Source organism: Pseudomonas sp. W2I6 (assembly GCF_030815935.1).
Lineage (GTDB): Bacteria > Pseudomonadota > Gammaproteobacteria > Pseudomonadales > Pseudomonadaceae > Aquipseudomonas.
Genome location: NZ_JAUSXJ010000001.1, coordinates 4,320,796 through 4,347,222 on the forward strand (window position 1 = coordinate 4,320,796; position 26,427 = coordinate 4,347,222).

General features: G+C 61.6%; 23 protein-coding genes and 2 pseudogenes. 11 read left to right on the forward strand and 14 right to left on the reverse strand.

Going from position 1 to position 26,427, the window contains the following annotated elements; all coding sequences use genetic code 11:
* Positions 1–3 precede the first annotated feature (3 nt).
* Positions 4–1,131, reverse strand: a complete 1,128-nt coding sequence (locus QF039_RS19700; protein ID WP_307520233.1) for an efflux RND transporter periplasmic adaptor subunit — start codon at positions 1,129–1,131, stop codon at positions 4–6.
* A gap of 241 nt (positions 1,132–1,372) precedes the next feature.
* On the opposite strand from QF039_RS19700, the gene QF039_RS19705 reads away from it, so the two are divergent.
* On the forward strand, positions 1,373–1,978 hold the full coding sequence (locus tag QF039_RS19705; protein WP_003210590.1) for a TetR/AcrR family transcriptional regulator: 606 nt from the start codon (positions 1,373–1,375) through the stop codon (positions 1,976–1,978).
* A 211-nt stretch (positions 1,979–2,189) separates the two neighbouring features.
* Entirely contained in the window at positions 2,190–2,648 is a 459-nt protein-coding gene (locus QF039_RS19710) for a transposase (RefSeq protein ID WP_177008365.1), read from the forward strand.
* A gap of 126 nt (positions 2,649–2,774) precedes the next feature.
* Here the strand turns inward: QF039_RS19710 and QF039_RS19715 are convergent, their stop codons facing one another.
* Positions 2,775–3,215, reverse strand: coding sequence for a heme-binding protein (locus tag QF039_RS19715; protein ID WP_003210592.1), 441 nt, complete (start codon positions 3,213–3,215; stop codon positions 2,775–2,777).
* A 267-nt stretch (positions 3,216–3,482) separates the two neighbouring features.
* On the opposite strand from QF039_RS19715, the gene gcl reads away from it, so the two are divergent.
* The 8 genes and pseudogenes from gcl (at position 3,483) to QF039_RS19755 (ending at position 12,946) form a co-directional block, all read left to right on the forward strand.
* Positions 3,483–5,258, forward strand: coding sequence for a glyoxylate carboligase (gcl, locus tag QF039_RS19720; RefSeq protein WP_003210593.1), 1,776 nt, complete (start codon positions 3,483–3,485; stop codon positions 5,256–5,258).
* A 10-nt stretch (positions 5,259–5,268) separates the two neighbouring features.
* Positions 5,269–6,051 carry a hydroxypyruvate isomerase gene (gene hyi / locus QF039_RS19725; protein ID WP_307520237.1) on the forward strand — a complete coding sequence of 261 codons (783 nt, stop codon included), beginning with the start codon at positions 5,269–5,271 and terminating at the stop codon, positions 6,049–6,051.
* A gap of 176 nt (positions 6,052–6,227) precedes the next feature.
* Positions 6,228–7,118 (forward strand): 2-hydroxy-3-oxopropionate reductase, encoded by an 891-nt coding sequence (locus tag QF039_RS19730; RefSeq protein ID WP_307520239.1) that lies wholly within the window; start codon positions 6,228–6,230, stop codon positions 7,116–7,118.
* 152 nt (positions 7,119–7,270) lie between these two features.
* Positions 7,271–8,567: pseudogene (locus QF039_RS19735) on the forward strand (glycerate kinase).
* Positions 8,557–9,972, forward strand: coding sequence for a pyruvate kinase (gene pyk, locus QF039_RS19740; RefSeq protein WP_003210597.1), 1,416 nt, complete (start codon positions 8,557–8,559; stop codon positions 9,970–9,972). The pseudogene QF039_RS19735 and the gene pyk overlap by 11 nt, the downstream one beginning before the upstream one ends.
* A gap of 129 nt (positions 9,973–10,101) precedes the next feature.
* Positions 10,102–10,978 (forward strand): annotated as a pseudogene (locus tag QF039_RS19745) (urea transporter).
* A gap of 31 nt (positions 10,979–11,009) precedes the next feature.
* Complete coding sequence (locus QF039_RS19750) at positions 11,010–11,834, forward strand: ion transporter (RefSeq protein WP_177008368.1); 825 nt, start codon at positions 11,010–11,012, stop codon at positions 11,832–11,834.
* A 107-nt stretch (positions 11,835–11,941) separates the two neighbouring features.
* Entirely contained in the window at positions 11,942–12,946 is a 1,005-nt protein-coding gene (locus QF039_RS19755) for a sulfate ABC transporter substrate-binding protein (protein WP_307520242.1), read from the forward strand.
* A 160-nt stretch (positions 12,947–13,106) separates the two neighbouring features.
* Here the strand turns inward: QF039_RS19755 and QF039_RS19760 are convergent, their stop codons facing one another.
* On the reverse strand, positions 13,107–13,721 hold the full coding sequence (locus QF039_RS19760) for a DUF5666 domain-containing protein (RefSeq protein ID WP_003210601.1): 615 nt from the start codon (positions 13,719–13,721) through the stop codon (positions 13,107–13,109).
* A 178-nt stretch (positions 13,722–13,899) separates the two neighbouring features.
* Here QF039_RS19760 and QF039_RS19765 point away from each other — a divergent pair, with 178 nt between their 5' ends.
* Positions 13,900–15,096, forward strand: a complete 1,197-nt coding sequence (locus QF039_RS19765; protein ID WP_032899318.1) for an MFS transporter — start codon at positions 13,900–13,902, stop codon at positions 15,094–15,096.
* A gap of 157 nt (positions 15,097–15,253) precedes the next feature.
* On the opposite strand, the gene QF039_RS19770 is transcribed toward QF039_RS19765, so the two are convergent.
* The 11 genes from QF039_RS19770 to phnG form a co-directional block, all read right to left on the reverse strand.
* Positions 15,254–17,293 carry a M10 family metallopeptidase C-terminal domain-containing protein gene (locus tag QF039_RS19770; protein WP_307520245.1) on the reverse strand — a complete coding sequence of 680 codons (2,040 nt, stop codon included), beginning with the start codon at positions 17,291–17,293 and terminating at the stop codon, positions 15,254–15,256.
* Between the two features lie 389 nt (positions 17,294–17,682).
* Positions 17,683–19,179, reverse strand: a complete 1,497-nt coding sequence (locus QF039_RS19775) for a M10 family metallopeptidase C-terminal domain-containing protein (RefSeq protein ID WP_307520247.1) — start codon at positions 19,177–19,179, stop codon at positions 17,683–17,685.
* A gap of 348 nt (positions 19,180–19,527) precedes the next feature.
* The gene (phnP, locus tag QF039_RS19780; RefSeq protein ID WP_003210610.1) at positions 19,528–20,277 is read right to left on the reverse strand and encodes a phosphonate metabolism protein PhnP; all 750 of its coding nucleotides are present in this window, start codon (positions 20,275–20,277) and stop codon (positions 19,528–19,530) included.
* On the reverse strand, positions 20,268–20,831 hold the full coding sequence (gene phnN / locus QF039_RS19785; RefSeq protein WP_003210611.1) for a phosphonate metabolism protein/1,5-bisphosphokinase (PRPP-forming) PhnN: 564 nt from the start codon (positions 20,829–20,831) through the stop codon (positions 20,268–20,270). Before phnN ends, phnP begins: the two co-directional genes overlap by 10 nt.
* Positions 20,831–21,976 (reverse strand): alpha-D-ribose 1-methylphosphonate 5-triphosphate diphosphatase, encoded by a 1,146-nt coding sequence (locus tag QF039_RS19790; protein ID WP_307520250.1) that lies wholly within the window; start codon positions 21,974–21,976, stop codon positions 20,831–20,833. Before QF039_RS19790 ends, phnN begins: the two co-directional genes overlap by 1 nt.
* Positions 21,966–22,685, reverse strand: coding sequence for a phosphonate C-P lyase system protein PhnL (phnL, locus tag QF039_RS19795; protein WP_008434762.1), 720 nt, complete (start codon positions 22,683–22,685; stop codon positions 21,966–21,968). The genes QF039_RS19790 and phnL overlap by 11 nt, the downstream gene beginning before the upstream one ends.
* Positions 22,685–23,494, reverse strand: a complete 810-nt coding sequence (gene phnK / locus QF039_RS19800) for a phosphonate C-P lyase system protein PhnK (protein WP_085984643.1) — start codon at positions 23,492–23,494, stop codon at positions 22,685–22,687. The genes phnL and phnK overlap by 1 nt, the downstream gene beginning before the upstream one ends.
* Positions 23,455–24,321: an alpha-D-ribose 1-methylphosphonate 5-phosphate C-P-lyase PhnJ gene (locus QF039_RS19805; RefSeq protein ID WP_008434764.1), complete on the reverse strand. Its 867-nt coding sequence runs from the start codon at positions 24,319–24,321 to the stop codon at positions 23,455–23,457. The genes phnK and QF039_RS19805 overlap by 40 nt, the downstream gene beginning before the upstream one ends.
* On the reverse strand, positions 24,314–25,390 hold the full coding sequence (locus tag QF039_RS19810) for a carbon-phosphorus lyase complex subunit PhnI (protein ID WP_307520253.1): 1,077 nt from the start codon (positions 25,388–25,390) through the stop codon (positions 24,314–24,316). The genes QF039_RS19805 and QF039_RS19810 overlap by 8 nt, the downstream gene beginning before the upstream one ends.
* The gene (phnH, locus tag QF039_RS19815) at positions 25,390–25,980 is read right to left on the reverse strand and encodes a phosphonate C-P lyase system protein PhnH (protein WP_063028147.1); all 591 of its coding nucleotides are present in this window, start codon (positions 25,978–25,980) and stop codon (positions 25,390–25,392) included. The genes QF039_RS19810 and phnH overlap by 1 nt, the downstream gene beginning before the upstream one ends.
* Positions 25,980–26,417 carry a phosphonate C-P lyase system protein PhnG gene (phnG, locus tag QF039_RS19820; RefSeq protein ID WP_003210619.1) on the reverse strand — a complete coding sequence of 146 codons (438 nt, stop codon included), beginning with the start codon at positions 26,415–26,417 and terminating at the stop codon, positions 25,980–25,982. Before phnG ends, phnH begins: the two co-directional genes overlap by 1 nt.
* Positions 26,418–26,427: the final 10 nt, after the last annotated feature.

Below are 26,427 nucleotides of genomic sequence, written 5' to 3' on the forward strand. Positions count from 1 at the left end.
TCCTCACTGGGCGACGACCTTCACGGCCGAACCGTCATCCAGTTTGTCGGCGCCTTCGGTGATCACCTGTTCGCCTGGCTTGACCCCGTTTTCGAGTACCGCCGACACATCGCCCATCGATGGGCCGGTCTTGATGTTGCGCAGGCTGGCCTTGTCGCCATTCACCACGAACACAAAATCGCCCTGGCTGCCATGCTGGATCGCCCGGGTGGGCACCACGGCAACCTGGGCCAGGGTGTCGGCCTTCAAGCGCGCATTGACGAACTGGTTGGGGAACAGCGCACTGCCCGAATCATCGAACTGCGCCTTGACCTTGATGGTGCCGGTGGAGGTGTCTACCTGGTTGTCCAGGGCCAACAGGCTGCCGGTGGCCAGCAGGGCTTTCTTGTTGCGGTCGTAGGCCAGCACCGTCACGGCGCCACGGCCCAGGGCCTGGTTGATAGCGCCCAAGTCGTCCTCGGGGACCGCGAACACCACGGTGGCCGGGTTCATCTGGGTAATCACCACGATGCCGGTGGTGCTGGTGGTGGTGACGTAATTGCCGGGGTCGACCAGGCGCAGGCCCACCACACCGTCGACCGGCGAAGTGATGGTGCAGTAGCCGACCTGCACTTCAAGGTTCTGCACATTGCCCTGGTCGGCAGCCACGGTGCCCAGTTGTTGCTGGACCAAGGACGCCTGGGTGTCGACGGTTTGCTGGCTGGTAGAACCGGCCTTGACCAGTTCGCGGTAGCGCACCAGATCGCGCTGGGCATTGCTCAACACAGCCTGGTCGTGGGCCAGGGTACCCTTGGCCACGGCCAGTTGGGCCTTGAGGGCGCGGTCATCGATCCGCGCAATCACCTGGCCCTTGCTGACGTGCTGGCCTTCCTTGAATTCCACGCTGCTGAGGATGCCATCGACCTGGGTGACCACGGTCACACTGCGGGTGGGGGTGACGGTGCCGAGGGCGTCGATATACACCGGCACGTCCTGCAACACCACCGGCACCACGGCCACCGGTTCGCCGGTGGCGGGAGGCCGGCCTTTGTGCCCGCCTGCAAAGAAGTGCAAACCCAGGGCAATCAACAACGCTACCAGTAACAACGTGCCAACGGCCCAGGCGAACGTACGTCGTCTGCTTTTCTCCACGGGTTTCTCTCTCGAACGCCGAAAACAGGAAGCGGTGGCCAGGCTAAATGGCCGCTCGCTGCCTGAACTCTAGCAGCGCGCTCGAGCTGTGCCTGTACGACCGTGAATGCGTTCAGCATCAAGACAGACAAAGTCAGCTGGGCGCCCCGCCATGTAAGGGCTGCGGCGGGATTCTTGAGCCCTGCGCAAAGCCGGTGCTACCATGCCAGACCGCCTGTCTTGGCAAGGAACCTCCTGGTCTATGAGCACCATTCGCGAGCGCAACAAAGAACTGATCCTGCGGGCTGCCAGTGAGGAGTTTGCCGACAAGGGCTTCGCCGCGACCAAAACCAGCGACATCGCCGCCAAGGCCGGGCTGCCCAAGCCCAACGTCTACTACTACTTCAAGTCCAAGGACAACCTCTATCGCGAGGTGCTCGAAAGCATTATCGAGCCGATCCTGGCGGCCTCCACACCGTTCAATCCTGATGGCGACCCTTCGGCCGTGCTGAGCGGGTACATCCGCTCGAAGATCTGCATCTCCCGGGATTTGCCGTTTGCCTCGAAAGTGTTTGCCAGTGAGATCATGCACGGCGCCCCGCATTTAAGCCCCGAGCAGGTGGAACAGCTGAATGCCCAGGCCAAGCACAACATCGACTGCATCCAGAGCTGGGTGGACCGTGGGCTGATTGCGCCGATTGATCCGCATCACCTGATGTTCAGCATTTGGGCGGCGACGCAGACGTATGCGGATTTTGACTGGCAGATTTCGGCGGTGACCGGCAAGGCGAAGTTGGATGAAGCGGATTATGAGGCGGCGGCGCAGACGATTATTCGGTTGGTGTTGAAGGGGTGTGAGCGGGACTGATAGACCGCAGCGTCTTCAAGATTCGCGAGCAAGCCCGCTCCCACATTTGAATTTGTGCCAGACATAAATTGTTTAAACGCCGCAGATCCAATGTGGGAGCGGGCTTGCTCGCGAAAGCGCTCTCCCAGACACATCCTGCACAAAGCCAAACCATCATCTCCAGATTCCCCGATCTAGCCTCTCAGAACCCCACCTGAAGAGAGGCAAAGGAATGCCTGATCCAGCTGCTTCACATCGCCTGCGCATCGGGCGATTCAGCGAGTCCAACCGCATCTACCTGATCACCACCAACACCCACGAACGCGCGCCGATATTCAGTGATTTTTATCTCGGCCGCCTGGTGGTCTGGCAATTCCGGCTCGCCCAGTATCAAGGGCTGGCGAACTCCCTGGCCTGGGTGGTCATGCCCGACCACTTTCACTGGTTGATTGAGCTGCAAAAAGGCTCATTGGGAGACCTGATGTGCCAGGTGAAGTCCAAAAGCACTCGAACCGTTAATGGCGCTACGGGCCGCAAAGGGCGGCTATGGCAAACCAGCTTTCATGATCGTGCGCTGCGCAAGGACGATGACTTGGTGAAGATGGCTCGGTATGTCGTGGCCAACCCATTAAGAGCAGGGTTGGTGGAGCGGATTGGCGACTATCCGCTGTGGGATGCGGTTTGGGTTTAGGTCCGGGACCGAGTCGCCCCTTTCGCGAGCAAGCCCGCTCCCACATTTGACCGAGCTCCAGCCTTGGAATGCAGTCAAATGTGGGAGCGGGCTTGCTCGCGAAGAGGCCCGACCAGTCACCTCACATCAAGCAGTAACCCCCGCATCCGCCAACAACCCCAACCCCTCGATCGCACTGATCGCACACTGCTCGTCAATATCCGACGTATCCCCGCTGATCCCGATCGCGCCCAGCACCACACCCGCCTGATCCCGGATCAACACCCCGCCCGGCGCCGGCACCACGCTGCCCTGCCCCAGGCTGTTCAGCGCGGCAATAAACGCCGGCCGTTGCTGTGCGTCCAGCGCCAGCAAGCGCGAGCCCTTGCCCAGGGCTATCGCACCCCAGGCCTTGCCAATCGCGATCTGCGGGCGCAGCAGGCTCGCGCCATCCTCGCGCTGCAACGTTATCAAATGCCCGCCGCTGTCGAGTACCGCAACGGTCAGCGGTGCCGCCGAAATGGTGCGGCCTGCCGCGATGGCGTGGCTGGCCAGGTTGACTGCGACTTTCAAGGTTAAAGCGCTCATGGGTGCCGTCCTTATCTTGTTATGGGAAAGCCGTGGGGCTCTGTCTGATCAGAAGCTCGATCAAACAAATAGAACACAATAGATTTATTTTTTGTATACAATATTTCGAAACATACGCACCACACGTCGAAATATTCCCGTCCATAAGCCTTCCGACGAACGTAAAGGCCACCCAAGAAAATGGATTGACCTGCCCCGCTCGCCGTGAATACACTTCGGACCAACACCACTTGTATACAATTACAAAACGCAAGAGGCACCAAAACCATGAGCAAAATGAGAGCAATCGAAGCCGCCGTCCTGGTGATGCGCCGTGAAGGGGTCGACACCGCCTTCGGTATCCCGGGCGCCGCGATCAACCCGCTGTATTCGGCCTTGCAGAAGGTCGGTGGCATCGATCACGTCCTTGCTCGCCACGTTGAAGGCGCCTCGCACATGGCCGAGGGCTACACCCGCACCAAGGCCGGCAATATCGGCGTGTGCATCGGCACCTCGGGCCCGGCGGGCACCGACATGGTCACCGGCCTGTACAGCGCCTCGGCGGACTCGATCCCGATCCTGTGCATCACCGGCCAGGCGCCACGGGCACGCATGCACAAGGAAGACTTTCAGGCTGTCGACATCACCAGCATCGTCAAGCCGGTGACCAAGTGGGCGACCACCGTCCTGGAACCCGGCCAGGTGCCGTATGCCTTCCAGAAAGCCTTCTATGAAATGCGCTCCGGTCGCCCGGGCCCGGTGCTGATCGACCTGCCATTCGACGTACAAATGGCCGAGATCGAATTTGACATCGACGCCTACCAACCACTGCCCCTGGCCAAGCCTTTGGCGACCCGTATCCAGGTGGAAAAAGCCCTGGCCCTGCTGGACCAGGCCGAGCGCCCATTGCTGGTGAGCGGTGGTGGCGTGATCAACGCCGACGCCAGCGAACTGCTGGTGGAGTTCGCCGAGTTGACCGGCATCCCGGTGATCCCGACCCTGATGGGCTGGGGCACGATCCCGGACGATCACCCGCAGATGGTGGGCATGGTCGGCCTGCAAACGTCCCACCGTTATGGCAACGCCACGATGTTGAAATCGGACGTGGTGCTGGGCATCGGTAACCGCTGGGCCAACCGTCACACCGGTTCGGTGGAGGTGTACACCGAGGGCCGAAAATTCATTCACGTGGACATCGAGCCGACGCAAATCGGCCGCGTGTTCACCCCGGACCTGGGCATCGTTTCCGACGCCGGCTCTGCATTGACCATGTTCATTGAAGTCGCCCGCGAGTGGAAAGCCGCCGGCAAGCTCAAGGACCGCAGCGCCTGGCTCCACGATTGCCAGCAGCGCAAGGCCACCCTGCACCGCAAGACCCACTTCGACAACGTGCCGGTCAAGCCGCAACGGGTGTACGAAGAGATGAACCAGGTGTTCGGCAAAGACACCTGCTACGTCAGCACCATCGGCCTGTCGCAGATTGCCGGCGCGCAGTTCCTGCACGTCTACAAACCACGCCACTGGATCAACTGCGGCCAGGCCGGCCCGCTCGGCTGGACCATTCCGGCGGCACTGGGTGTGGTCAAGGCGGACCCGACCCGCAACGTCGTGGCACTGTCCGGTGACTATGACTTCCAGTTCATGATCGAAGAGCTGGCCGTGGGCGCACAGTTCAAGCTGCCGTACATCCACGTGGTGGTGAACAACTCCTACCTGGGGCTGATCCGCCAGGCCCAGCGCGGGTTTGAAATGGACTACTGCGTGCAGCTGTCCTTCGACAACCTCAACGCACCGGAACTCAACGGTTACGGCGTCGACCACGTGGCCGTCGCCGAAGGCCTGGGTTGCAAGGCCCTGCGGGTGTTCGAGCCGGGCCAGATCCAGCCGGCACTGCGCAAGGCCCAGGAAATGATCGAAGAATTCAAGGTTCCGGTGATCGTTGAGATTATTCTGGAGCGGGTGACCAATATTTCCATGGGCACCGAGATCAACGCCGTCAACGAATTCGAAGATCTGGCACTGGTGGGCAACGACGCGCCGACTGCCATTTCACTGCTCGATTAAGGAGAACCCCATGCCGCGTTTTGCCGCCAACCTGTCCATGCTGTTTACCGAACAGGACTTTCTTGCCCGTTTCAAAGCCGCCGCCGACGCGGGGTTCAGTGGTGTGGAATACCTGTTTCCCTATGAATTCAGCTCAGCTGAAATCAAGGCGCAACTCGATGCCCACGGCCTGACCCAAGTGCTGTTCAACCTGCCGGCCGGTGACTGGGCCAAGGGCGAACGCGGCCTGGCCTGCCACCCGGACCGGGTCGAGGAGTTCCGTGCCGGGGTCAACCTGGCCATCGCCTACGCCCAGGTACTGGGCAATACCCAGGTCAACTGCCTGGCGGGGATTCGTCCTGCCGGCGTGGATGACGCGACGCTTGAAAAAACCTTCGTCGCCAACCTCAAGTACGCCGCCGACAAGCTGCAGGCAGTGGGCATCAAGCTTGTGATGGAGATGATCAATACCCGCGACATCCCGGGCTTCTACCTGAACAACACGGCGCAGGCCCTGTCGATTCGCGAGCAGGTAGGCAGTGCCAACCTGTTCCTGCAATACGACATCTATCACATGCAAATCATGGAAGGCGACCTGGCCCGCACCATGGCTGCGTACCTGGGTGAGATCAACCACATCCAGCTGGCGGACAACCCGGGGCGCAACGAGCCGGGGACCGGTGAGATCAACTACCGCTTCCTGTTCGAACATTTGGACCGCATCGGTTATCAGGGTTGGGTCGGCTGTGAGTACAAGCCGTTGACCACCACCGAAGCGGGTTTGGGATGGCTCAAAAGCCACAACGCGATCTAACTGAACAAACACAGCACCCAATGTGGGAGCGGGCTTGCTCGCGAAAGCGGTGGATCAGTCGACATCAATGCTGAATGTCGGCCCCCATTCGCGAGCAAGCCCGCTCCCACAGTGGATCTCCTGTGTTTAGCAGGCCGCGCCAGGCCTGCACACCTAACAATAAGAGGATTTTCGTCATGGCTAAAATCGGATTTATCGGCACCGGCATCATGGGCCACCCCATGGCTGCCAACCTGCAAAAGGCCGGTCACCAACTGTTTCTTTCCGAGCATCACGGCAAGGCGCCGGCTGAACTGATCAGCGCTGGTGCGGTGGCCCTGGCCAACCCGCAGCAAGTGGCCCAGGAAGCCGAATTCATCATCGTCATGGTGCCCGACACCCCGCAGGTCGACGAAGTGCTGTTCCGCGCCGACGGCGTTGCCGCAGGCCTTGGGCCGAACAAAGTGGTGATCGACATGAGTTCGATCTCGCCCACCGCCACCAAGGCCTTCGCCGCGAAGATCAACGAGACCGGCGCACGCTACCTCGACGCCCCGGTGTCCGGTGGTGAAGTCGGTGCCAAGGCCGGCACCCTGAGCATCATGATCGGCGGCGACCCGCACACCTTCGAACGCGCCCTGCCGCTGTTCCAGGCCATGGGCAAGAACATCACCCTGGTGGGCGGCAATGGCGATGGCCAGACCGCCAAGGTGGCCAACCAGATCATCGTTGCGTTGAACATCCAGGCGGTGGCGGAAGCGCTGCTGTTCGCCTCGAAGAACGGCGCCGACCCGGCCAAGGTGCGTGAAGCACTGATGGGGGGTTTTGCTTCGTCGAAAATCCTCGAAGTGCATGGCGAGCGCATGATCAAGGGCACCTTCGATCCGGGCTTCCGCATCAACCTGCACCAGAAGGATCTGAACCTGGCCCTGGCCGGTGCCAAGGAGCTGGGGATCAACCTGCCGAACACCGCCGGCACCCAGCAGGTGTTCAGCACCTGCACCGCCATCGGTGGCGGCAACTGGGACCACTCGGCGCTGATCAAGGGCCTGGAACATATGGCGAATTTTTCGATTCGCGATAAATAACCCCCTGATCGTTCCCACGCTCTGCGTGGGAATGCAGCCGTGACGCTCCGCGTCACAACAGCGGACGCAGAGCGTCCAGTGATTCATTCCCACGCGGAGCGTGGGAACGATCTGATGCACCCCTAATAACAAGAATCCCCGGGAGCCCGCTTATGTCGGTCGATCCGCAACACCTGCTTCGCGAGCTGTTTGCCACAGCCATCGACGCCGCCCACCCCCGGCAAGTCCTCGAACCCTATCTGCCCGCCGACCGCAGCGGCCGTGTCATCGTGATCGGCGCCGGCAAAGCCGCCGCCGCCATGGCGCTGGTGGTGGAAAACTGCTGGCAAGGCGAAGTCTCGGGCCTGGTGGTCACCCGCTACGGCCACGGCGCACCCTGCAAGAAAATCGAGGTGGTCGAAGCCGCGCACCCGGTGCCGGATGCCGCAGGCCAGGCCGTGGCCAAGCGTGTGCTGGAGCTGATCAGCAACCTGGGCGAAGACGACCGCGTGATCTTCCTGCTCTCCGGCGGCGGCTCTGCACTGCTTGCCCTTCCGGCCGCCGGCATCACCCTGGCGGACAAGCAAGCGATCAACAAGGCCCTGCTCAAATCCGGCGCCACCATTGGCGAGATGAACTGCGTGCGCAAGCACCTCTCGGCGATCAAGGGGCGGGCGCCTGGCCAAGGCAAGCTGGCCTGCCACCGTCTACACCTACGCGATTTCCGATGTACCGGGCGACCAGGCCACGGTCATCGCTTCCGGCCCCACTGTTGGCGACCCCAGCACCTCGCAACAGGCGCTGGCGATTCTCAAGCGCTACCAGATTGAAATCCCGGCGTCGGTGCGCACCTGGCTGCAAAGCCCGGAGTCGGAAACCGTCAAGCCCGGGGACCCGGTGCTCGCCCGTAGCCATTTCCAACTGATCGCCCGTCCGCAGCAATCTCTCGAAGCGGTGGCGGTGAAAGTCCGCCAGGCCGGTTTCAGCCCGCTGATCCTCGGCGACCTGGAAGGCGAAGCGCGGGACGTGGCCAAGGTGCACGCCGGTATCGCCCGGCAAATCATCCAGCACGGCCAACCCCTGGCGGCGCCTTGCGTGATCCTCTCCGGCGGCGAAACCACCGTCACCGTACGCGGCAATGGCCGTGGCGGACGCAACGCCGAATTCCTGCTGAGCCTCACCGACAGCCTCAAGGGCCTGCCCGGCGTCTACGCCCTGGCGGGTGACACCGACGGCATCGACGGCTCGGAAGACAACGCCGGCGCGATCATGACGCCCACCAGCTACGCCCGCGCCGAAGCCCTGGGCTTGAGCGCCAGTGACGAGCTGGACAACAACAATGGCTACGGCTACTTCGCGGCCCTCGACGGCTTGATCATCACCGAGCCGACCCGCACCAACGTCAACGATTTCCGCGCCATTCTGATTCTTGAAAGCCCTGAAAGAGAGTCCCCTGAACATGACGCCTGACAAGAAGGTCAAGATCCTCGCCACGCTGGGCCCGGCCACCGACAGCATCGACGACATTCGCGAGCTGGTGGAAGCCGGGGTGAATATCTTTCGCCTGAACTTCAGCCATGGCGATCATGCCGACCACGCCCAACGCTACCAGTGGATTCGCCAGGTGGAGCGCCAGCTCAATTATCCCCTCGGCATCCTGATGGACCTGCAAGGGCCGAAGCTGCGGGTGGGGCGTTTTGCCGAAGGAAAAGTGCAACTGATTCGCGGCCAGGCCCTGCGCCTGGACCTGGACCCGACACCCGGTGACCAGCGGCGGGTCAACCTGCCCCACCCGGAAATCATCGCGGCCCTGCAGCCCGGCATGGACCTGCTGCTGGACGACGGCAAGCTGCGCCTGCGGGTGATCACCAAGCACGCCGATGCCATCGACACCACCGTGCTCAATGGCGGTGAACTGTCGGACCGCAAAGGCGTGAACGTACCCCAGGCATTGCTGGAGCTCAGCCCGCTGACGGCCAAGGACCGCCGCGACCTGAGCTTCGGCCTGGAACTGGGGGTGGACTGGGTGGCGCTGTCGTTTGTGCAACGCCCGGAAGACATCCGCGAAGCCCGCGAGTTGATCGGCGACAAGGCGTTCCTGATGGCCAAGATCGAGAAGCCCTCGGCGGTGCAGCGCCTGCAGGAAATCGCCGAGTTGAGCGACGCGATCATGGTCGCCAGAGGTGACCTGGGGGTGGAAGTGCCGGCGGAAAGCGTGCCGCAAATCCAGAAGGACATCATTGGTGTGTGCCGCCAGTTGGGTAAACCGGTGGTGGTGGCCACGCAGATGCTTGAATCCATGCGCTTCTCCCCGGCGCCGACCCGTGCCGAGGTCACCGACGTGGCCAACGCAGTGGCGGAAGGGGCGGACGCGGTGATGCTGTCGGCGGAAACCGCTTCCGGTGAATACCCGTTGGAGGCCGTGCTGATGATGAGCAAAATCATTCGCCAGGTGGAAAATGGCCCGGATTACCAGACCCAGCTGGACGTCAGCCGGCCCAAGGCGGATGCCACGGTGTCGGACGCCATCAGCTGTGCGATCCGCCGTATCAGCAGCATCCTGCCGGTGGCAGTGCTGGTGAACTACAGCGAGTCGGGCAGCTCCACCTTGCGGGCGGCGCGGGAACGGCCGGCGGTGCCGATTCTGAACCTGACACCGAACCTGTCGACGGCGCGACGCTTGAGCGTGGCGTGGGGCGTGCATTCGGTGGTGAACGATCGGCTGCGGCAGGTGGATGAGGTGTGTTCCACGGCGTTGGAGATTGCCCAGGCACAGGGTATGGCGGAGCGTGGGGATACGTTGGTGATTACTGCTGGGGTGCCATTCGGGCAGCCGGGGTCGACCAACTCGTTGCGGATCGAGACATTGATCTAATCCCCTGTGGCGAGGGAGCTTGCTCCCGCTGGACTGCGCAGCAGGCCCATCTTTTGGGGCCGCTGCGCGCCCCAGCGGGAGCAAGCTCCCTCGCCACAAGATTCGGCGCTTTCCTGCAGATTATTGATCATGCCCAACCAATCCTGCCCCGACTGGGCCGAAGCCCTGCTCAACGGCTTCAGCCAGATATTCCTGCAGCGCCACCCGCTGTGTGGCCTGCTCTGCCTGCTGGCGATCCTGATCGGCGCCCCGGCCCTGCTCGGCGGCGCGCTGCTGGGCGGTGTCGCCGGCTTGCTGACCGCCCAACGCCGCGGCTATCCCAAGGCCGAACGCCAGGCCGGTCTCTATAGCTACAACGGCGTGCTGCTCGGCTTGCTGATCAGCCAGCACTTCAGCTGGTCGGCACTGCTGCCGCCGTTGATTCTCGCCTGCGGTGGCCTCAGCGCAATCCTCACTCGCCAGTGGCTCAAACGCGCCGCCAATCCCGATGACCTGCCCGCCTACACCGCACCGTTTGTGGTACTCGGCTGGCTGCTGCTGGGCACCACCGCGCCCGCCGCATTTGCCGCCAGCGAACCCGGCACCTGGGCGCTAATCTGCGCGCCGTTCACAGGTCTGGCCCAAGTCATCCTGATGGACCAACCCCTCGCCGGCCTGCTGATCGCCCTCGGCCTTTTAATAGCCAGCCGCCGCGCGGCCTTGTGGGCGCTGACCGGCGCGAGCCTCGGCGTGTTGATCGCCCTGTTGATGGACGAGCCCGCCAGCGCCCTGCTCGGCCTGCACAGCTATAACCGCGGCGTTGGCCGCCCTGGCCCTCAGCCAGCATCGTCGCCAACCCTGGCTGCCGCTGATCGGCATTCTCCTGGCGATCATCCTCACGCCCGGCTTCACCGGCCTGAACCTGCCCGCGCTGACCGCGCCGTTTATCCTCGCCACCTGGCTGGTGCGCGCCAGTCAGCGGGTGATGCAGAAAACCCGCATGGACAGCCCCTTCGAATCCCCCTAGGCTTCGCTGATCTTCGATTCAGGCGACTTCCATGGACAGCAACAAGCACTGGCGTGAGCGTCTCTACGTCATGGTTTTCCAAAGTGACACCCCGGCCGGCCGACGCTTCGACAGCACCCTGTTGCTGATCATCCTGGCCAGCCTGGTGATCGTGATCCTCGACAGCATCCAGGAGGTCCACGACAACTACGCCAACGTGCTGGCCTATATCGAGTGGGGCTTCACCATCATCTTCGCCATCGAGTACGGCCTGCGGCTGTATTGCTCGCCCAAGCCGTTGCGCTATGCCTTCAGCTTTTATGGGCTGGTGGATTTGCTGGCGATCGTGCCCGGGATCCTCGCGCTGTACTACAGCGACGCGCAGTACCTGCTGATTATCCGAATCATCCGGATGCTGCGGATTTTCCGCGTGCTCAAGCTCGGCCCGTACCTCAAGCAGGCCAACTACCTGATGTCGGCGCTGCGGGGCAGCAAGCAGAAAATCGTGGTGTTCCTGGTCAGCGTCTGCACCCTGGTCACGGTGTTCGGCACCTTGATGTACGTGATCGAAGGCCCGGAGCACGGCTTTACCAGTATTCCCAAGGGCATCTATTGGGCAATCGTGACGCTGACCACCGTGGGTTTTGGCGATATCGTGCCGAAGACCCCGCTGGGCCAGGTGATTTCGTCGCTGGTGATGATCACCGGTTATTCGATCATCGCGGTGCCCACCGGGATCTTCACCGCCGAACTGGCCAACGCCATGCGCGGTGAGCAATTGCAAACGGATTGCCCGGTGTGCAAGAAAAACAGCCATGAGCCCAATGCAGCGTTTTGCTCACGGTGTGGCAGCGCGCTTTTCAAGAAACTGGAATAAGCAAAGTTCTTTTTAATCTTTAAGCGACTATGCGCCCCCCCGTTATAGTCGCTGGCATATTGCCCCCATGCGTTTCAAAAACCTTCTCGAACAACAAGGAATGAGCAGTGAAAAAACTCGTTAGTGCCTCTCTCCTGGCCGCCGGCCTCGCACTGGCTGGCGTCGTCCAGGCCGCCCCGGTCACCCTGCTCAACGTCTCCTATGACGTGATGCGTGACTTCTACAAGGACTACAACGCCGCCTTCCAGAAGCACTGGGCCGCCGAGCATCCAAACGACAAGCTGACCCTGCAGATGTCCTTCGGTGGTTCGAGCAAACAAGCGCGCTCGGTGATCGACGGCCTGCCGGCTGACGTGATCACCATGAACATGGCCACCGACATCAACGCCCTGGCGGACAACGGCAAACTGGTGCCGGACAACTGGGTTACCCGCCTGCCGAACAACAGTGCGCCGTTCACTTCGGCCACGGTGTTCATCGTGCGCAAAGGCAACCCGAAAGCCCTGAAAGACTGGCCGGACCTGCTCAAGGATGGCGTGCAAGTCATCGTGCCGAACCCGAAGACCTCCGGTAACGGCCGCTACACCTACCTCTCGGCCTGGGGTTATGTGCTGAAAAACGGTGGCGACGAAGAGAAGGCCAAGAAGTTCGTGGGTGACCTGTTCAAGCACGCCCCCGTGCTGGACACCGGTGGCCGTGCCGCTACCACCACGTTCATGACCAACCAGATCGGCGACGTGCTGGTGACCTTTGAGAACGAAGCAGAAATGATCGCCCGTGAATTCGGCCGTGATCAGTTCGAAGTGATCTACCCGAGCGTTTCCGCAGAAGCTGAGCCGCCAGTGTCGATCGTCGACAAAGTGGTCGAGAAAAAAGGCACCAAAGAGGCTGCCGAGGAATACCTGAAGTACCTGTGGTCGCCGGAAGGCCAGGAAATTGCCGCCAACAACTACCTGCGTCCACGTGACCCGAAAGTACTGGCCAAGTACACCGACCGCTTCCCGAAAGTCGACTTCCTGTCGGTAGAGAAGACCTTTGGCGACTGGCGCACCGTGCAGAAGACCCACTTCAATGATGGCGGGGTTTTTGACCAGATCTACTCCGGCCAGTAATCCGCACCCTGATCGCTGATCGTTCCCACGCTCCGCGTGGGAATGCATCACAGGACGCTCCGCGTCCAGGCCGCGCCGCAAGACCTGGACCGTGCTGGGGACGCAGAGCGTCACTGGATGTATTCCCACGCGGAGCGTGGGAACGATCTATCTACAGCCGTTACATCGGCGGTGTCACGCCATCCTTACCCGCGGAAATCGCCTGGGCCGTCACGCTCCCGTCCGCGCCCTTCGCCGCAAACATCACCACCTTCACCCCAGGCTTCAGCAAGCTGCGATCACCCGGTTCCAGGTTGACGATCGGCACATCATCCGGCACCACGATCTTCTGCTCGCCGCCCTTGTACTTGACGGTCAACGTGCGGCCATCGCTCACCACCAGGTCACCCACGGTGCCGTTGGTCATGCTGCTGCCTTCCTTCAGGTCGAACGCACGGTGCCCATCGCCTGTACCGGCCATCGCCGGTGGGAATACATGCACTTCCAGCGCCGTCAGGGTGCCATCCGCGTTGGGCATGGCCGCCGAACCGATGTAACTGCCGGGCTTGATGTCTTCGATTTTTGCCAGGGTGACCGCACGCACCTGCGTGTCCTTGGTCAGGTGCACGGTGACGTCTTCACCGCTGTTGACCTTGACGTGCATCGCGTCGCCGTCCATCGCGGTAATCGCACCCCGCACGCCGACACGCGGGGCATCTGCGGCCTGGGCAACGCCCACGGTCATCAGCGCGGCCAGGCTGGAGGCCAGGAGCATCTTGTTGAATGTCGTCTTCATGGCAGTCGATTTCCTGTTTATGCAGTTGTGACTGAATGTATCATCGACCTTCAGCGCGAAAGTTAACGTTTCAGTCATTAATTCCCGGCATGAGTGTTATCACCACAGACAGGCTACTCGCGCCCGGGGCCAGTCTTTATCCTCGCTCGCCACAATCCTTCGCTTTTATGAGAACGCCATGAACGCCACGCCCCCCGCTACAAGCACGATGACCCGAGGCATGGTGATGCTGTTTGCGTTCTGTTGCGGCGCCATCGTCGCCAACATCTACTACGCGCAACCGATCATCGAGCTGATCGCCCCGGACATCGGCCTCACGCCGGCCATGGCCAGCCTGATCGTGTCCCTGACCCAGATCGGCTATGCCCTGGGCCTGTTCTTCCTGGTGCCGTTGGGCGACCTGCTGGAAAACCGCCGGCTGATGATCATCACCACCGTGGTGGCCATCGCCAGCCTGCTGGGTGCGGCGTTCACCGAACAGCCGAACCTGTTCCTGCTGGTGTCGCTGCTGATCGGCTTCAGCTCGGTGTCGGTACAGATCCTGATTCCGCTGGCGGCGCACCTGGCGCCGGCTGAATCCCGTGGCCGGGTGGTCGGCAGCATCATGGGTGGCCTGCTGCTGGGTATCCTGCTGGCGCGACCGGTGTCCAGCGTGGTGGCCGACCACTTCGGCTGGCGCGCCATGTTCATGGCCGCCGCGGCACTGATGGCGTTTATCAGCGTGGTGCTGATGCTGACCATCCCCAAGCGCCAACCGGATCACGCGGCCAGCTATGGCCAGTTGCTCGCCTCGCTGGGCACCCTGCTGCGCCGCCAGCCGGTGCTGCGCCAGCGCGCGTTTTACCAGGGCTGCATGTTCGCCACCTTCAGCCTGTTCTGGACCGCCGCCCCGCTGGAACTGTCCCGCAACCACGGCCTGAGCCAAAGCCAGATCGCCCTGTTTGCCCTGGTCGGTGCCCTGGGCGCCATCGCCGCGCCCATTGCCGGGCGCCTGGCGGATGCCGGCCACACCCACCGCGCTTCGCTGCTGGCGATGCTGTTTGCCGCACTGAGCTTCCTGCCGGCCTTCGTGCACCCGCTGTACAGCGTGATCGGCCTGGCGGTGACCGGCGTGGTCCTGGACTTCTGCGTGCAGATGAACATGGTCCTTGGCCAGCGCGCCATCTACGCCCTCGACGCCAACAGCCGTAGCCGACTGAACGCGCTGTACATGACCAGCATCTTCATCGGCGGCGCCTTCGGCTCGGCGATTGCCAGCAGCGTGTACGAACACGGCGGCTGGCTGGGGGTGATGCTGGTGGGCAGCGCATTCCCGCTGGTGGCGTTGCTGCGCTTCTTGAGCGCCTCGCGGCAAGGGGCGGTGGCGACTGCCTGACCCACCTTACAACCGCATCAACGGCTCCAACGCCGCATCCGCCAGAAATGACGAGTGACGAGGTCAAGGGCTTGCTGACTGATTGGGAATTACCGCCCAGGGATTTATGGGCGGTATCCCCTCCAGGAAGATGGCGAGCGCCCTGGCGCGTTGCTTTTCAGCGCAGGTGAGTAGACAGACCGATCACGTCCTCTGGCCGGATCAAGCGTGTGCTTTTAAGCAGGAAGTTTGTCTGACGCCGTCCCAGTAAGTCGATGCCCACAAAGTAACGCCCGCTCTGCTGGTTGTATTTGACGACGGTATCTCCAATACGGCCCGTGTAGCTATCCACCAGCCGCAAGGGCGTTCCGACTTCTGTCATTAAACCCGTCAGATCAATTGTGTCTTGGCCACTGGTGAAATCCATGATCAGGTCAGCGTCGTCATAGGCCGAGTCGCTGGCCTTCTCATACCTGAACGTGTTTCTACCGCCCACACCCCAGAGCGTATCTCCACCTGCCCCGCCGGTGAGAACGTTATCCACCGTATTGCCTATGAGCGTGTCACGGCCTGAGCCGCCAATCGCATTCTCCACGGTGACACCTTTGGCTATACCAACGTTATTGCGCAAGCCGCCTACGCTAGAGGCTGCGCCCTCGCGCAAGTCGATGGTCTGGTTCTGCCGGAAGCCCGAAAAGTCCAGGGTGTCATCGCCACCTTTGTCCCTCACCATGAACCTGGGAGCGCCACTCTGGGAATGCAGGCTAAGGAAGGGATCACCGGTGTTGGAGTTAAAGCCATAGACAGTATCGTGCGGAGCAGGAAAAGGTTCCGGATTCGGGTCCGGTTGAGGTTCTGGCTTGGGCTCTGGTTGGGGCTCCGGCTTGGAAACTCCAGGTTCGTATGCCCCGCCAGTGACTATGTCACTTGCCTGAATGCCACCCACGCTCTTAATCAGAAAATCCGCTTTGCCCCTGCCAGTGGTGTCGAGACCCAGACTACCGTTTCCGCTGCGCGGGTCATGGCTCAGGACAATCTCGCCAGCACGCCCCGTAAACCACTCAACAATGTTGAAATGCTTGATTGAGGTATTTTTCAATAAGCCCGAAAGGTCGATCTTGTCTGTGCCGCTGATGAAATCCAGGATTTCGTCAGGCCTGGTGAGTGTCGAGTCACTCGCTCTATCGTAAGCAAACACGTCCGCGCCTGCGCCGCCTGTCAACCTGTCTGAACCCGCTCCACCCTTGAGCCGGTTGCCGGACTCATTCCCTATGAGCTCATCGTCACCTGAGCCACCTGTGGCATTTTCAATGACAACGCCCTTGGCGATAGACACATTACCCTTCAAGCCACCCACATTGGAAAACGACTCCGCATTAAGGTTGATCTTCTGGTTCTGGGAAAATAGCGAAAAGTTCAGCGTGTCATTCCCGCCCCCGTCCCATACCGAAAATATCGGGGCGTCCTTCGAGGACTCAAGGCTGAAGTGGTCACGGTCAGTATTGGATTCAAAGCCATAAGTAGTATCGGTATTCCGAATATTGAGATTGGCCCCGTAGAGTTTCTGTACGGCAGCAATATCATCTTTCATTGGCGTTGAAGGTTCGCGCGATTTGAAGTCATGGCCCGTATGATTGGTTTCTCGCCAGTAACTCATCACGCTGTGGGCTCTGGTGTCCTGCGTGTATAAGGCATCTGCATAAGAGTGCACACTTTCACCATAGTCCCCAGGGTGGCCAAGCCCCAGGGCATGTCCCAACTCATGTATGGCCGTTGATAAAAAAACATCGCCATGCCGTGGGGCATCAGAAGCGCCTTTCGTTCCAACCGTAGTGCTCATATCACCGTACCAGCGATTAGGCAGCCCCGACACCCCGCCATTGTCATCGGGATTGGCCTTGATGGTTATTGAACCATCCGGACCTGGCGCCCCCTCCTTGAAGACAATATTTGTCACGTCCTGCCAAGACGTCAGGGCTTTGCGCAAGGACGCTTTCTGTTGCACAGAGAATTGATCGTCAAGGGTGAAGGAAAGCTCGATTTTGTTATCGCCATTACGATCGTAATGCCTCGAACCCTCTCGCAGGATCTGCTTTGCAGCATCATCCGTGGTGAAGGTTTTTTTTGAGGTTGCGCCATCACTGGTAGTGGCCGCATTCAACGTAGATAGCTCATGACTTGATACAGGCGAATTAACAAAAGAAGCAGTGACTCTCATAAAAACAACATCCTTTTAGTTGAGACTTTCATTCATCAGGAAACAGACTTTCAACGCGACTGTTTCACTTAACAGCCGCCTTAAAATCTCACATGAAAAAACCGAATGTCACCCCTATGAACGTTTCAATTTAAATATCCAAACAGCCAGAAACACATCGCCAATTTTTCAAGCGCACTATATTTATATTCAGAAGTTTCAGATCAGGCCAGCTCTGCATTCAATATGCGATACGAAGAAAACCGGAGACATATAAACCTACAATTACCCATCGCCCTAACCAGGGCATGAAAACAATCTGCTACACATCCGGCTGCTGCACCACGTGGTGCTGATGGCTGAGAGCCAGGCACTGGAAACAGGGCCAGACTCTGCCTTCACTCTGGCGGTTACCCAGGGGCGCCCGGCTGTTGAAGCAGACCTTTCAATAGCTGCAGCAACGTCGACAATGTCTTGGCGATCATCTCGTTCAACACTGCAAGCGTGGTCGTTTTCGAATCAGGCGCAGGGGGCGGCGCCGGGGACGGCACTACATTTGGCATGGGTAATGGCACCGGCTTGAACCCAGGCGTCGCCCCCGCCCACTGCACATCCGTCGACTTGATCTGGCCAACACTGTTGATCAACAACTCGGCTTTGCCACTGCCGTTCAGGTCAACTTCAAGGCTTGACCGGCCCGTGGCGGCGTCGTACTTGAGCAAGGCCTCGCCAGCGCGCCCCGTGAATCGGTCCGTGAACACCAGGGTGCCCACCCCGGCTTCTTTCAATGCGCCCGACAGGTCGATCTTGTCGGTACCGCTGGTAAAGTCCTCGATCAAGTCAGGATCCTGGGGCGTGGAATCACTGGCCTTGTCGTAGATAAACATGTCCGCTCCGCCGCCACCGCGCAACGTATCAGCCCCTGCTCCACCTTTGAGTCGATTGCCCGCCTCGTTACCGATCAGGGTGTCGCGACCGGCCCCACCTGTTGCGTTTTCAATTGTGCACCCCTTGGCAATCGAGACATTGCCCTTCAAGCCGCCCACGTCAGAGAACGACTCGGCATTGAGGTTGATCTTCTGGTTCTGTGAGAACCCTGAAAAGTCCAACGTATCGTCACCGCCGCCGTCCCATACGCAAAAAACGGGTTTGTCCGTGGCGCTCTTGAGCGTCATCGCCTCCCGCTCGGTGTTGGAGTTGAAACCATACGTGGTGTCGGTATTGCGGGTTTGGTGATTGGCCCCATACAACCGCTGCGCTGCCGCGATGTCGTCCATCATTGGCGCGGATGGATTCGAAGACTGAAAGTCGTGGCCGGCCTGGTTTTTCTCCGACCAGTAGCTCATGACGCTGCGCGCCTTGGTATCCCCGGCATAGACCGCGCCACTGTTGTAGGCAGAGCCGCCACCATTGTAGTTGCCGGGATGCTGCAGGCCGATGGCGTGCCCGATTTCATGTACCGCGGTCACCGAAAAGTGGCTGCCCAGGCCAGGTCTGCTCCCTGCTTTCAGCGTGCCTATCGTCGCGGTCGTGCTGGTGTTGGAGCGTGTAGGTGATGTGGCAACACCACGGTCACCGCGAGGGTTGTTTTTAATGTTTACCGTGCCGTCTGCCCCATCTGCGTGCTCCTTGAGGTTAATGTTGGCAACATCCTGCCAGGACTGCACCGCTTGACGAACGCGTTGTTGCTGCTGCGCGGTGAAACTGGGGTCGACGGTGTAGGACAGATCAACTTTCTTGTCGCCGTTACGATCGTGAAACCGCAGGTTGTCCCGCGAGATCTGCTTGCCGGCCTGATCCGTGGTGTAGGTCGGCTTGGCTTTCGCGCCGAAGCCAGTCGGACCGGGGTCAGACTCCGGCAAGTTTTGAAGCATGGGCCTGATGGAGATCGCGTCAAAAACGTTCATGAGAAAGAGCACTCTCTTTTAATTAATAGACGAGCCGGAACAATCGGCATCAGCCATTAAGCTCCCATGCATGGAAAGCACGGGACAGCGCTTATTTAGTTCTCACCGAAACATTTAAAAGCGATGAAACACCCGCTAAGAAACTCAATAAATTACTTGTAATTTAAACAACTGAACACACACCAGCCGTTGCGGCAGCGCCTTGGTTTATCAGAAAAAAAACAAAAACCTACACAATGCCGCCAATATGAATACTCCAAATCGGCATCAACAAAGATACATCCACTCAAACTTTTCATCCAAATCCACCAGCGATCAGGACTTCACCGCTTGACGTAACTTCCCACGTTAAATCACCCGCCCATCCCAGCCCACCGTCACATGCCGCGGCAGCTCCCGCCGATGCTGCAACAACCACGCATCCAGCGTGTGCCCCACATGGGTCAGCACCCCCAACTGCGCACCCACCTCTTCAATACATTGCAACGCCAGCGTCAGGTCATTGTGATTGCGCGGTGCCTGCGGTTGCGGCGGCATGGAGCAATCGAGTACCAGCACATCCAGCGGCTCCCGTTGCAGCCAATCGCGGGTGGCGGGTGGCAGGCCGACGGTGTCGGTAAGGTAGGCAATGCGCCGTCCTTCACCTTCCAGCAGATACCCCAGGGTGGGCTTGGAATGCAGCAGCGGTAACGCAGTGACGCTCAGTTCACCCAACCGGCGGGTTTCAAACTCGGCAAACGGCTGGCTGAAATCGAGGATGCCGGGGTGCTTGTACAGGTCGGACAACCCTTCCGGATCCACCGGCCCATGCACCGGAATCACCAGCCCCTGGCCCCAGCGCAGATGCAGCAGACCCTGGGCATGATCGGCATGGTAATGGGTCTGGAGAATCCCGTTGAAGCTGCGCGGCGGGAAGCGCTCGGTGAGGTCGGGCAACCCGCTGTCGATCAACCAGCGCTGGTCGCCACACTCGATCAATGCGCTGCATGGGCGGCGGCGCAGGCTCTGGTCATGGCGGGCCAGGCCACAGGCGGCGCACTCACAGCCATACACCGGGACTTGCCGCGCATCGCCGGTGCCCAGCAGTGTCAGGCGCATGCGGGTTGCCCGTCGAGGCAGCCCAGCAAGCGCTCGACCGTGTGTTCCAGGTGGCCGGAATTGTCGAGCAGGAACACGTCTGCAGCAGCGCTCAAACCCTCGGCGAATCGCGCATTGCGCGCCAGGCGCAGATCAATATCCGCCAGGGATTCGCGCCCCCGCGCCAGCAAGCGCTGGCGCAACACCCCTTGGTCTACCGTCAGCAGCACCACCAGCAGGTTCGGGTAACGCAGCCGGGTTTGCGCCAGATGGCCGCGGGAGCCGTTGACCAGCACATCGTGCCCCGCCGCCAGCCACTCATCGATTTCCCGTGGGATGCCATAGGACAACCCGTTGGCGTGCCAGCTGAGGGCAAATGCGCCCTCGGCCTCCATTGCGGCAAACTGCGCCGGGCTCACACCCTGCGCCGCTTCGCCCACCGCTTCCGCCGAGCGGGTGATGACCCGCCGCACAATGCGGCAGCCACGCTCGGCCAGACGCGGTCGTGCGGCATCCAGCAGGCTGTCCTTGCCCGAACCCGATGGTCCGATGAGATAGATCAACCTGCCTGCCATCAAAACACCCTCTTCGCTTGTCGCCACACTTGTTGGACCACGGGCAGTCCGTCGCGGCTCCTGGCTTGCACCAGGTCGGCCCGCAGACCCGTGGCGATTTCGCCGCGATCGCTGAGGCCCGCCGCGTGCGCGGGCGCCAGGCTGATCATCCTGATCGCCCGCGACAGATCGCCGCCATCCTGTTGATCGGCCAGCACGAACGCCGCCTGCAACAGGCTGGCCGGGTAGTAGTCACTGGAAAGTATATCCAGCAATCCTTCGGCGGCCAGGCCGGCGGCGGCCACATTACCCGAGTGGGACCCGCCACGCACCACGTTCGGCGCGCCCATCAGAACTTTCATGTTCAGTTGCCGGCAGCCACGGGCGGCTTCCAGGGTGGTGGGGAATTCGGCGATGGTCATGCCGTAGCGCGCCGACTCCTCGACGTGAGCCAGGGTCGCATCGTCATGGCTGGCCACCGACAGGCCGCGTTCCAGGCAATGCTCGACGATCGCGGCGCGGTAGCGGTCGCTGTACTCCCTGGAGTTGGCCATTTGCAGCTTGATGAACGCGTCCATGGTCTCGTCGTTCAGGTGGTACTTGCCCATGTAGTACTCACGGTACTTGGATTCAAGCACGAACTGGCGCTGGCCCGGCGAGTGGTCCATCACTGACACCAACTGCACCAATGGGTTTTCCACCAGGTCGCGGAACACGCTCAGGGTGTCGGGGTGGCACAGCTCGCACCGCAGGTGCAGGTGGTGTTCGGCGCGGGTCAGGCCGGCGCTTTCTGCCGCCGCGATGGCATTGAGCATCGCCGGCAGTTTCTGCATGCGGTTGCCCTTGGGATTCACATCGCCAATGGACACCGCGTCGAACACCGTGGTGATGCCGGCCGCGATGATCTGCGCATCATGGCTGAGCACCGCCGAGGTCGACGGCCAGTCCACGCCGGGGCGCGGGGTCATGTGTTTTTCCAGGTTGTCGGTGTGCAGTTCCACCAGGCCCGGCAACAGGAAATCACCTTCAAGGTCCTGGGCCTGGGGCAGTTGGCTGCGGCCTTCGGCGATGTCGACGATCAGCCCGTCACGCAGCACGACGCTGCCAAGGAACATGCGATCAGCCGTCACCAGGCGGGCATTACTGAGGATCTGTTCAGCGGGCATGGGCGTATTCCTCTTGGGCAACAGGCGCGGGGGTCATGTCGAAATGGCGGTCTGCGACCGCTTCACGGGCGGCGCGGTCGTGGAAGATGCCGATCAAGGCCGCGCCAGCAGCCTTGGCTTCGTTCATCAGTTCCAGCACCACCTGGCGGTTGCTGTCGTCGAGGGACGCGGTGGGTTCGTCCAGCAGCATCACCGGCCAATCCACCATGAAGCCGCGGGCGATGTTGACCCGCTGCTGCTCGCCGCCGGAGAACGTACCGGGCGCCAGCTGCCACAGGCGTTGCGGGATATTCAGGCGGGTCAGCAGATGCTCGGCGCGCGACTGTGCATTGGCCTTCGACCAGCCACGGGCCAGGGCGGGCTCCATCACCACATCCAGGCAGGCCACCCGCGGGATCACCCGCAGAAACTGGCTGACGTAGCCCAGGGTCTGCTGGCGCACCTGCAACACCTCACGCGGCTCGGCACCAACCAGCTCCAGCCATTCGCCAAGGTGCTGTACCCGGATGCTGCCGCCCGCCGGCAGATAGTTACCGTACAGGGTGCGCAGCAACGTGCTTTTACCGGCGCCGGACTGGCCATGCAGCACCAGGCACTCACCGCCTTTCACGCTGAACTCCACCCCGCGCAGCACGTTGAGCACCACGCCGTTCTGCTGGTGCAAGGTGAAGGTTTTCGAGAGGTCACGGACCTCGATCAAGGCATTCATCATGGTTGCAATACCGAAGACACCAGCAGTTGAGAGTAAGGGTGCTGTGGATCGTCGAGGATCTGGTCCGTCAGCCCGGTTTCCACCACGCGCGAGCGGCGCATCACCATCAGGCGGTCGGCCAGCAGGCGCGCCACGGCGAGGTCGTGGGTCACGATCACCACCGCCAGATCCAGCTCGCGAACGAGGCCGCGCAACAGGTCGAGCAAGCGCGCCTGCACCGACACGTCCAGGCCGCCGGTGGGCTCGTCCATAAACACAAGACGCGGGCTGGAGACCAGGTTGCGGGCGATTTGCAGGCGCTGCTGCATGCCGCCGGAAAAGGTCCGGGGCAAGTCGTCGATGCGCTGCGGGTCGATTTCTACCTGGCCCAGCCAGTCGAGGCCGGCGCCACGCAGTTGCTCATAGTTGCGCACGCCCTGGGCCATCAGGCGCTCGCCGATATTGGCGCCGGCAGAGACCCCCATGCGCAAACCGTCCCGAGGGTTTTGCTCGACAAAGCCCCATTCGGTGCGCAGCAAGGTGCGACGTTCGGCTTCGCTGGCGCTGTACAGATCCAGCCATTCACCGTCCTTGCCGCGATAGCCGATGTGGCCGGCCTGCGGTGGCAGACGCCCGCTGAGCAGCGAGAGCAAAGTGGACTTGCCCGAGCCCGACTCACCGACAATCCCCAACACTTCACCGGGGTACAAATCGAAGCTGACGTCCTGGCAGCCCTTCTCTTCTCCGTACAACAACGACAGGTCACGCACTTGCAAAAGAGGCTGGCTCACTGGTTGTTCTCCTTGACCCGTTGGGCGCAGTACCAGGTGTCGGAACACACAAAACTCTGGGTACCGGCGTCGTCGAGAATCAGCTCATCGAGGAACGATTCATGGCTGCCGCAGATTGCGCAGGTGTGTTCCCACTTCTGCACTTCGAACGGATGGTCTTCAAAGTCGAGGCTGGTGACCTGGGTGTACGGCGGCACCGCGTACAGGCGCTTTTCGCGACCGGCACCGAACAGCATCAGCGCCGGGCTCATGTCGAGTTTCGGGTTGTCGAATTTCGGGATTGGCGAGGGGTCCATCACGTAGCGCTCATCCACCATCACCGGGTAGGCGTAGCTGGTGGCGATATGGCCGAAGGTGGCGATGTCCTCGTAGAGCTTTACGTGCATCACCCCGTAGTCGTTCAGGGCGTGCATGGTGCGGGTCTCGGTTTCCGACGGTTCGATAAAACGCAGCGGCTCCGGGATCGGCACCTGGTAGACCATGATCTGGTCGGCCTGCAACGGAGTTTCCGGGATGCGGTGGCGGGTCTGGATCACCGTCGCGTCCGGGGTGCTTTCGGTGGTGGCGACGCCCGCGGTGCGCGCAAAAAAACGCCGGATCGACACGGCGTTAGTGGTGTCGTCGGCGCCCTGGTCGATCACCTTGAGCACGTCGTCAGCCCCCAGGATCGCGGCGGTCAGTTGCATGCCGCCGGTGCCCCAACCGTAAGGCAGCGGCATCTCGCGGCCACCGAACGGCACCTGGTAACCGGGGATCGCCACGGCCTTGAGCAAGGCGCGGCGGATCATGCGTTTGGTCTGCTCATCGAGGTAGGCGAAGTTGTACGCAGGGTCACGCGCAGGCGCTTGAGTCAGGTCATTCATGGCGGGTGCCCTCGGCCGGTTGGCGCAGTTTGCGGATCAGTTCCAGCTCGGACTGGAAGTCCACGTAGTGAGGCAATTTGAGGTGGGAAACAAAGCCCGCCGCCTCGACGTTGTCGCAGTGGGACAGCACGAATTCTTCCTGCTGGGCCGGCGAGACGATTTCTTCGTTGAACTCGTTGGCCCGCAGCGAGCGGTCCACCAGGGCCATGCCCATCGCCTTGCGCTCGGCATGCCCGAATGCCAGGCCGTAGCCCCGGGTGAACTGCGCCAGCTCGGTGGCCGAGCCGACGAACTGGTTGACCATCTCGCACTCGGTGACTTCGATGCTGCCCAGGCAAACCGGGAAACCCAGCTCTTCCGGGTCGATCCACACCTCCACATCGCCGATGCGAATCTCGCCGGCGAACGGGTGGTTGCGACCGTAGCCGCGCTGGGTCGAGTAACCCAGTGCCAGCAGGAAACCTTCGTCGCCACGGGCCAGGGCTTGCAGGCGCTGGGCGCGGTTGGCCGGGTATTCCAGCGGGTCGCGGGTGATGTCGGCGACGCTGCCGGTGTCGTCGGATTCGTTCTTGATCAGCCCTTCCTTGGCCAGCAGGCCGAGTACCCGAGGGCACGCTTCCAGAGTCGCATCCGGCGTGGTTTGCGGGCCCGGGTATTCACCTTCGGCCAGCAGTGCGAAGTCCAGCAGGCGGTGGGTGTAATCGAAGGTCGGGCCCAGCAGTTGCCCGCCCGGCACGTCCTTGAAAGTCGCCGACAAACGCCGACTCAGTGACATCTGCGCGGTATCGATCGGCAGGCTCGGGCTGAAGCGCGGCAACGTGGTGCGGTAGGCCCGCAGCAGGAAGATCGCTTCCACCAGATCCCCCGCCGCTTGCTTGATCGCCAGTGCAGCCAACTCCGTGTCGTACAGCGAGCCTTCGCTCATCACTCGCGCGACCGCCAGCGGCAGTTGCTCGCGGATCTGCTCCACGCTCAATTCCGCAATGGAAGTATCGCCCCGGCGTTTTTTCGCCAGCAGGCGGTGGGCATTGTCGATGGCCTGTTGGCCACCCTTGACGGCTACGTACATCAGGCATGCTCCTGTGCAATTCGAGTGCTGCGTGGCAGGCCGATCAGGTGATGGCCGGCGGCGAACAACACGTCCAGGCCACGGGGAAACGTCTCGCGGCGTTGACGTTCCAGCCAGAATGCTTGAGGCACCGGCAGGTTGACCTGACGCTGGGTCTTGATCCCCGGACCGCGCCAGTTCAAGGCACGACCGGCTTCCAGATCGGTCAACTGGACCAGCAAGGTGCAGGACTGATCCGGGTAGCGGTCATTGCCGTGGTCGAAGCCGCTGAGGTCGAGCAAGTCCTGTTCACCGAGCAAGGCGAACGCGGCCTCTTCCCGGTTGGCGGTCAGCGGGCAGCCGCAGTGGAAGGCCAGGTTGGCGCGGATCAGCGGCGTGTCGAAGCACGGCGCCAGCCACAGCGGCGTGTCCATATCCAGCAGCGCCAGGCACAGCGCATAGGTAGCCGGCGCCAGGCCTTCAAGGCTGGGGGCCGCGGGCAAGGACTGGATCAGGCCGGGCTCGGCGAGGGCCTTGAGGGCCCCGCGAAAACCGCGCTGGGCGTCCAGCACCGGGTCTACAAAGGCCGGTTGCAAGCGTTGGGCATTCATCAGTTTTCTCCTCGAACCAGGGTGAAGAACTCGACCTTGGTGGCGGCGGTGTCGGCCTCTTTTTGCGCCCGGCGCTCGGCCTGGGCGTTGGCCAGTGCGCCGATCAGGTCGCTGAGCCAGGGGCTCGGGTGCGCGCCCTGCAAATGCGCATCCGCCAGGGCCGCCAGTTCGGCGTGGACCTTGTCGCGCCCGGCCAAATAGCTGTAGCCGGTACGCCCGTCAGCCAGGCGCACCACGCAGCGGGTCACGCTCATTTCGCCGAGGTTGAACGGCGCGCCATTGCCGCCCATGCGGCCACGCACCAGGGTCATGCCGATTTCCGGGGCGCGGATCAGTTGGTAATCCACGTCGCGCAGGGCGTCTTCATGGGGCAGCAATTCACTGCGAAAGGCGCGGGCGAGCACGCCGATCCAGTGTTGACGCGGGGACAGGTTCATCGGGGTCTCC

What these genes read in the sequence shown, in the direction of transcription:
- QF039_RS19705 (WP_003210590.1), top strand. Translation starts at nt 1,373, where the DNA reads ATGAGCACCATTCGCGAGCGCAACAAAGAACTGATCCTGCGGGCTGCC.
- QF039_RS19710 (WP_177008365.1), top strand. Translation starts at nt 2,190, where the DNA reads ATGCCTGATCCAGCTGCTTCACATCGCCTGCGCATCGGGCGATTCAGC.
- QF039_RS19715 (WP_003210592.1), bottom strand. Translation starts at nt 3,215, where the DNA reads ATGAGCGCTTTAACCTTGAAAGTCGCAGTCAACCTGGCCAGCCACGCC.
- gcl (WP_003210593.1), top strand. Translation starts at nt 3,483, where the DNA reads ATGAGCAAAATGAGAGCAATCGAAGCCGCCGTCCTGGTGATGCGCCGT.
- hyi (WP_307520237.1), top strand. Translation starts at nt 5,269, where the DNA reads ATGCCGCGTTTTGCCGCCAACCTGTCCATGCTGTTTACCGAACAGGAC.
- QF039_RS19730 (WP_307520239.1), top strand. Translation starts at nt 6,228, where the DNA reads ATGGCTAAAATCGGATTTATCGGCACCGGCATCATGGGCCACCCCATG.
- pyk (WP_003210597.1), top strand. Translation starts at nt 8,557, where the DNA reads ATGACGCCTGACAAGAAGGTCAAGATCCTCGCCACGCTGGGCCCGGCC.
- QF039_RS19750 (WP_177008368.1), top strand. Translation starts at nt 11,010, where the DNA reads ATGGACAGCAACAAGCACTGGCGTGAGCGTCTCTACGTCATGGTTTTC.
- QF039_RS19760 (WP_003210601.1), bottom strand. Translation starts at nt 13,721, where the DNA reads ATGAAGACGACATTCAACAAGATGCTCCTGGCCTCCAGCCTGGCCGCG.
- QF039_RS19765 (WP_032899318.1), top strand. Translation starts at nt 13,900, where the DNA reads ATGAACGCCACGCCCCCCGCTACAAGCACGATGACCCGAGGCATGGTG.
- QF039_RS19770 (WP_307520245.1), bottom strand. Translation starts at nt 17,293, where the DNA reads ATGAGAGTCACTGCTTCTTTTGTTAATTCGCCTGTATCAAGTCATGAG.
- QF039_RS19775 (WP_307520247.1), bottom strand. Translation starts at nt 19,179, where the DNA reads ATGAACGTTTTTGACGCGATCTCCATCAGGCCCATGCTTCAAAACTTG.
- phnP (WP_003210610.1), bottom strand. Translation starts at nt 20,277, where the DNA reads ATGCGCCTGACACTGCTGGGCACCGGCGATGCGCGGCAAGTCCCGGTG.
- phnN (WP_003210611.1), bottom strand. Translation starts at nt 20,831, where the DNA reads ATGGCAGGCAGGTTGATCTATCTCATCGGACCATCGGGTTCGGGCAAG.
- QF039_RS19790 (WP_307520250.1), bottom strand. Translation starts at nt 21,976, where the DNA reads ATGCCCGCTGAACAGATCCTCAGTAATGCCCGCCTGGTGACGGCTGAT.
- phnL (WP_008434762.1), bottom strand. Translation starts at nt 22,685, where the DNA reads ATGAATGCCTTGATCGAGGTCCGTGACCTCTCGAAAACCTTCACCTTG.
- QF039_RS19805 (WP_008434764.1), bottom strand. Translation starts at nt 24,321, where the DNA reads ATGAATGACCTGACTCAAGCGCCTGCGCGTGACCCTGCGTACAACTTC.
- QF039_RS19810 (WP_307520253.1), bottom strand. Translation starts at nt 25,390, where the DNA reads ATGTACGTAGCCGTCAAGGGTGGCCAACAGGCCATCGACAATGCCCAC.
- phnH (WP_063028147.1), bottom strand. Translation starts at nt 25,980, where the DNA reads ATGAATGCCCAACGCTTGCAACCGGCCTTTGTAGACCCGGTGCTGGAC.
- phnG (WP_003210619.1), bottom strand. Translation starts at nt 26,417, where the DNA reads ATGAACCTGTCCCCGCGTCAACACTGGATCGGCGTGCTCGCCCGCGCC.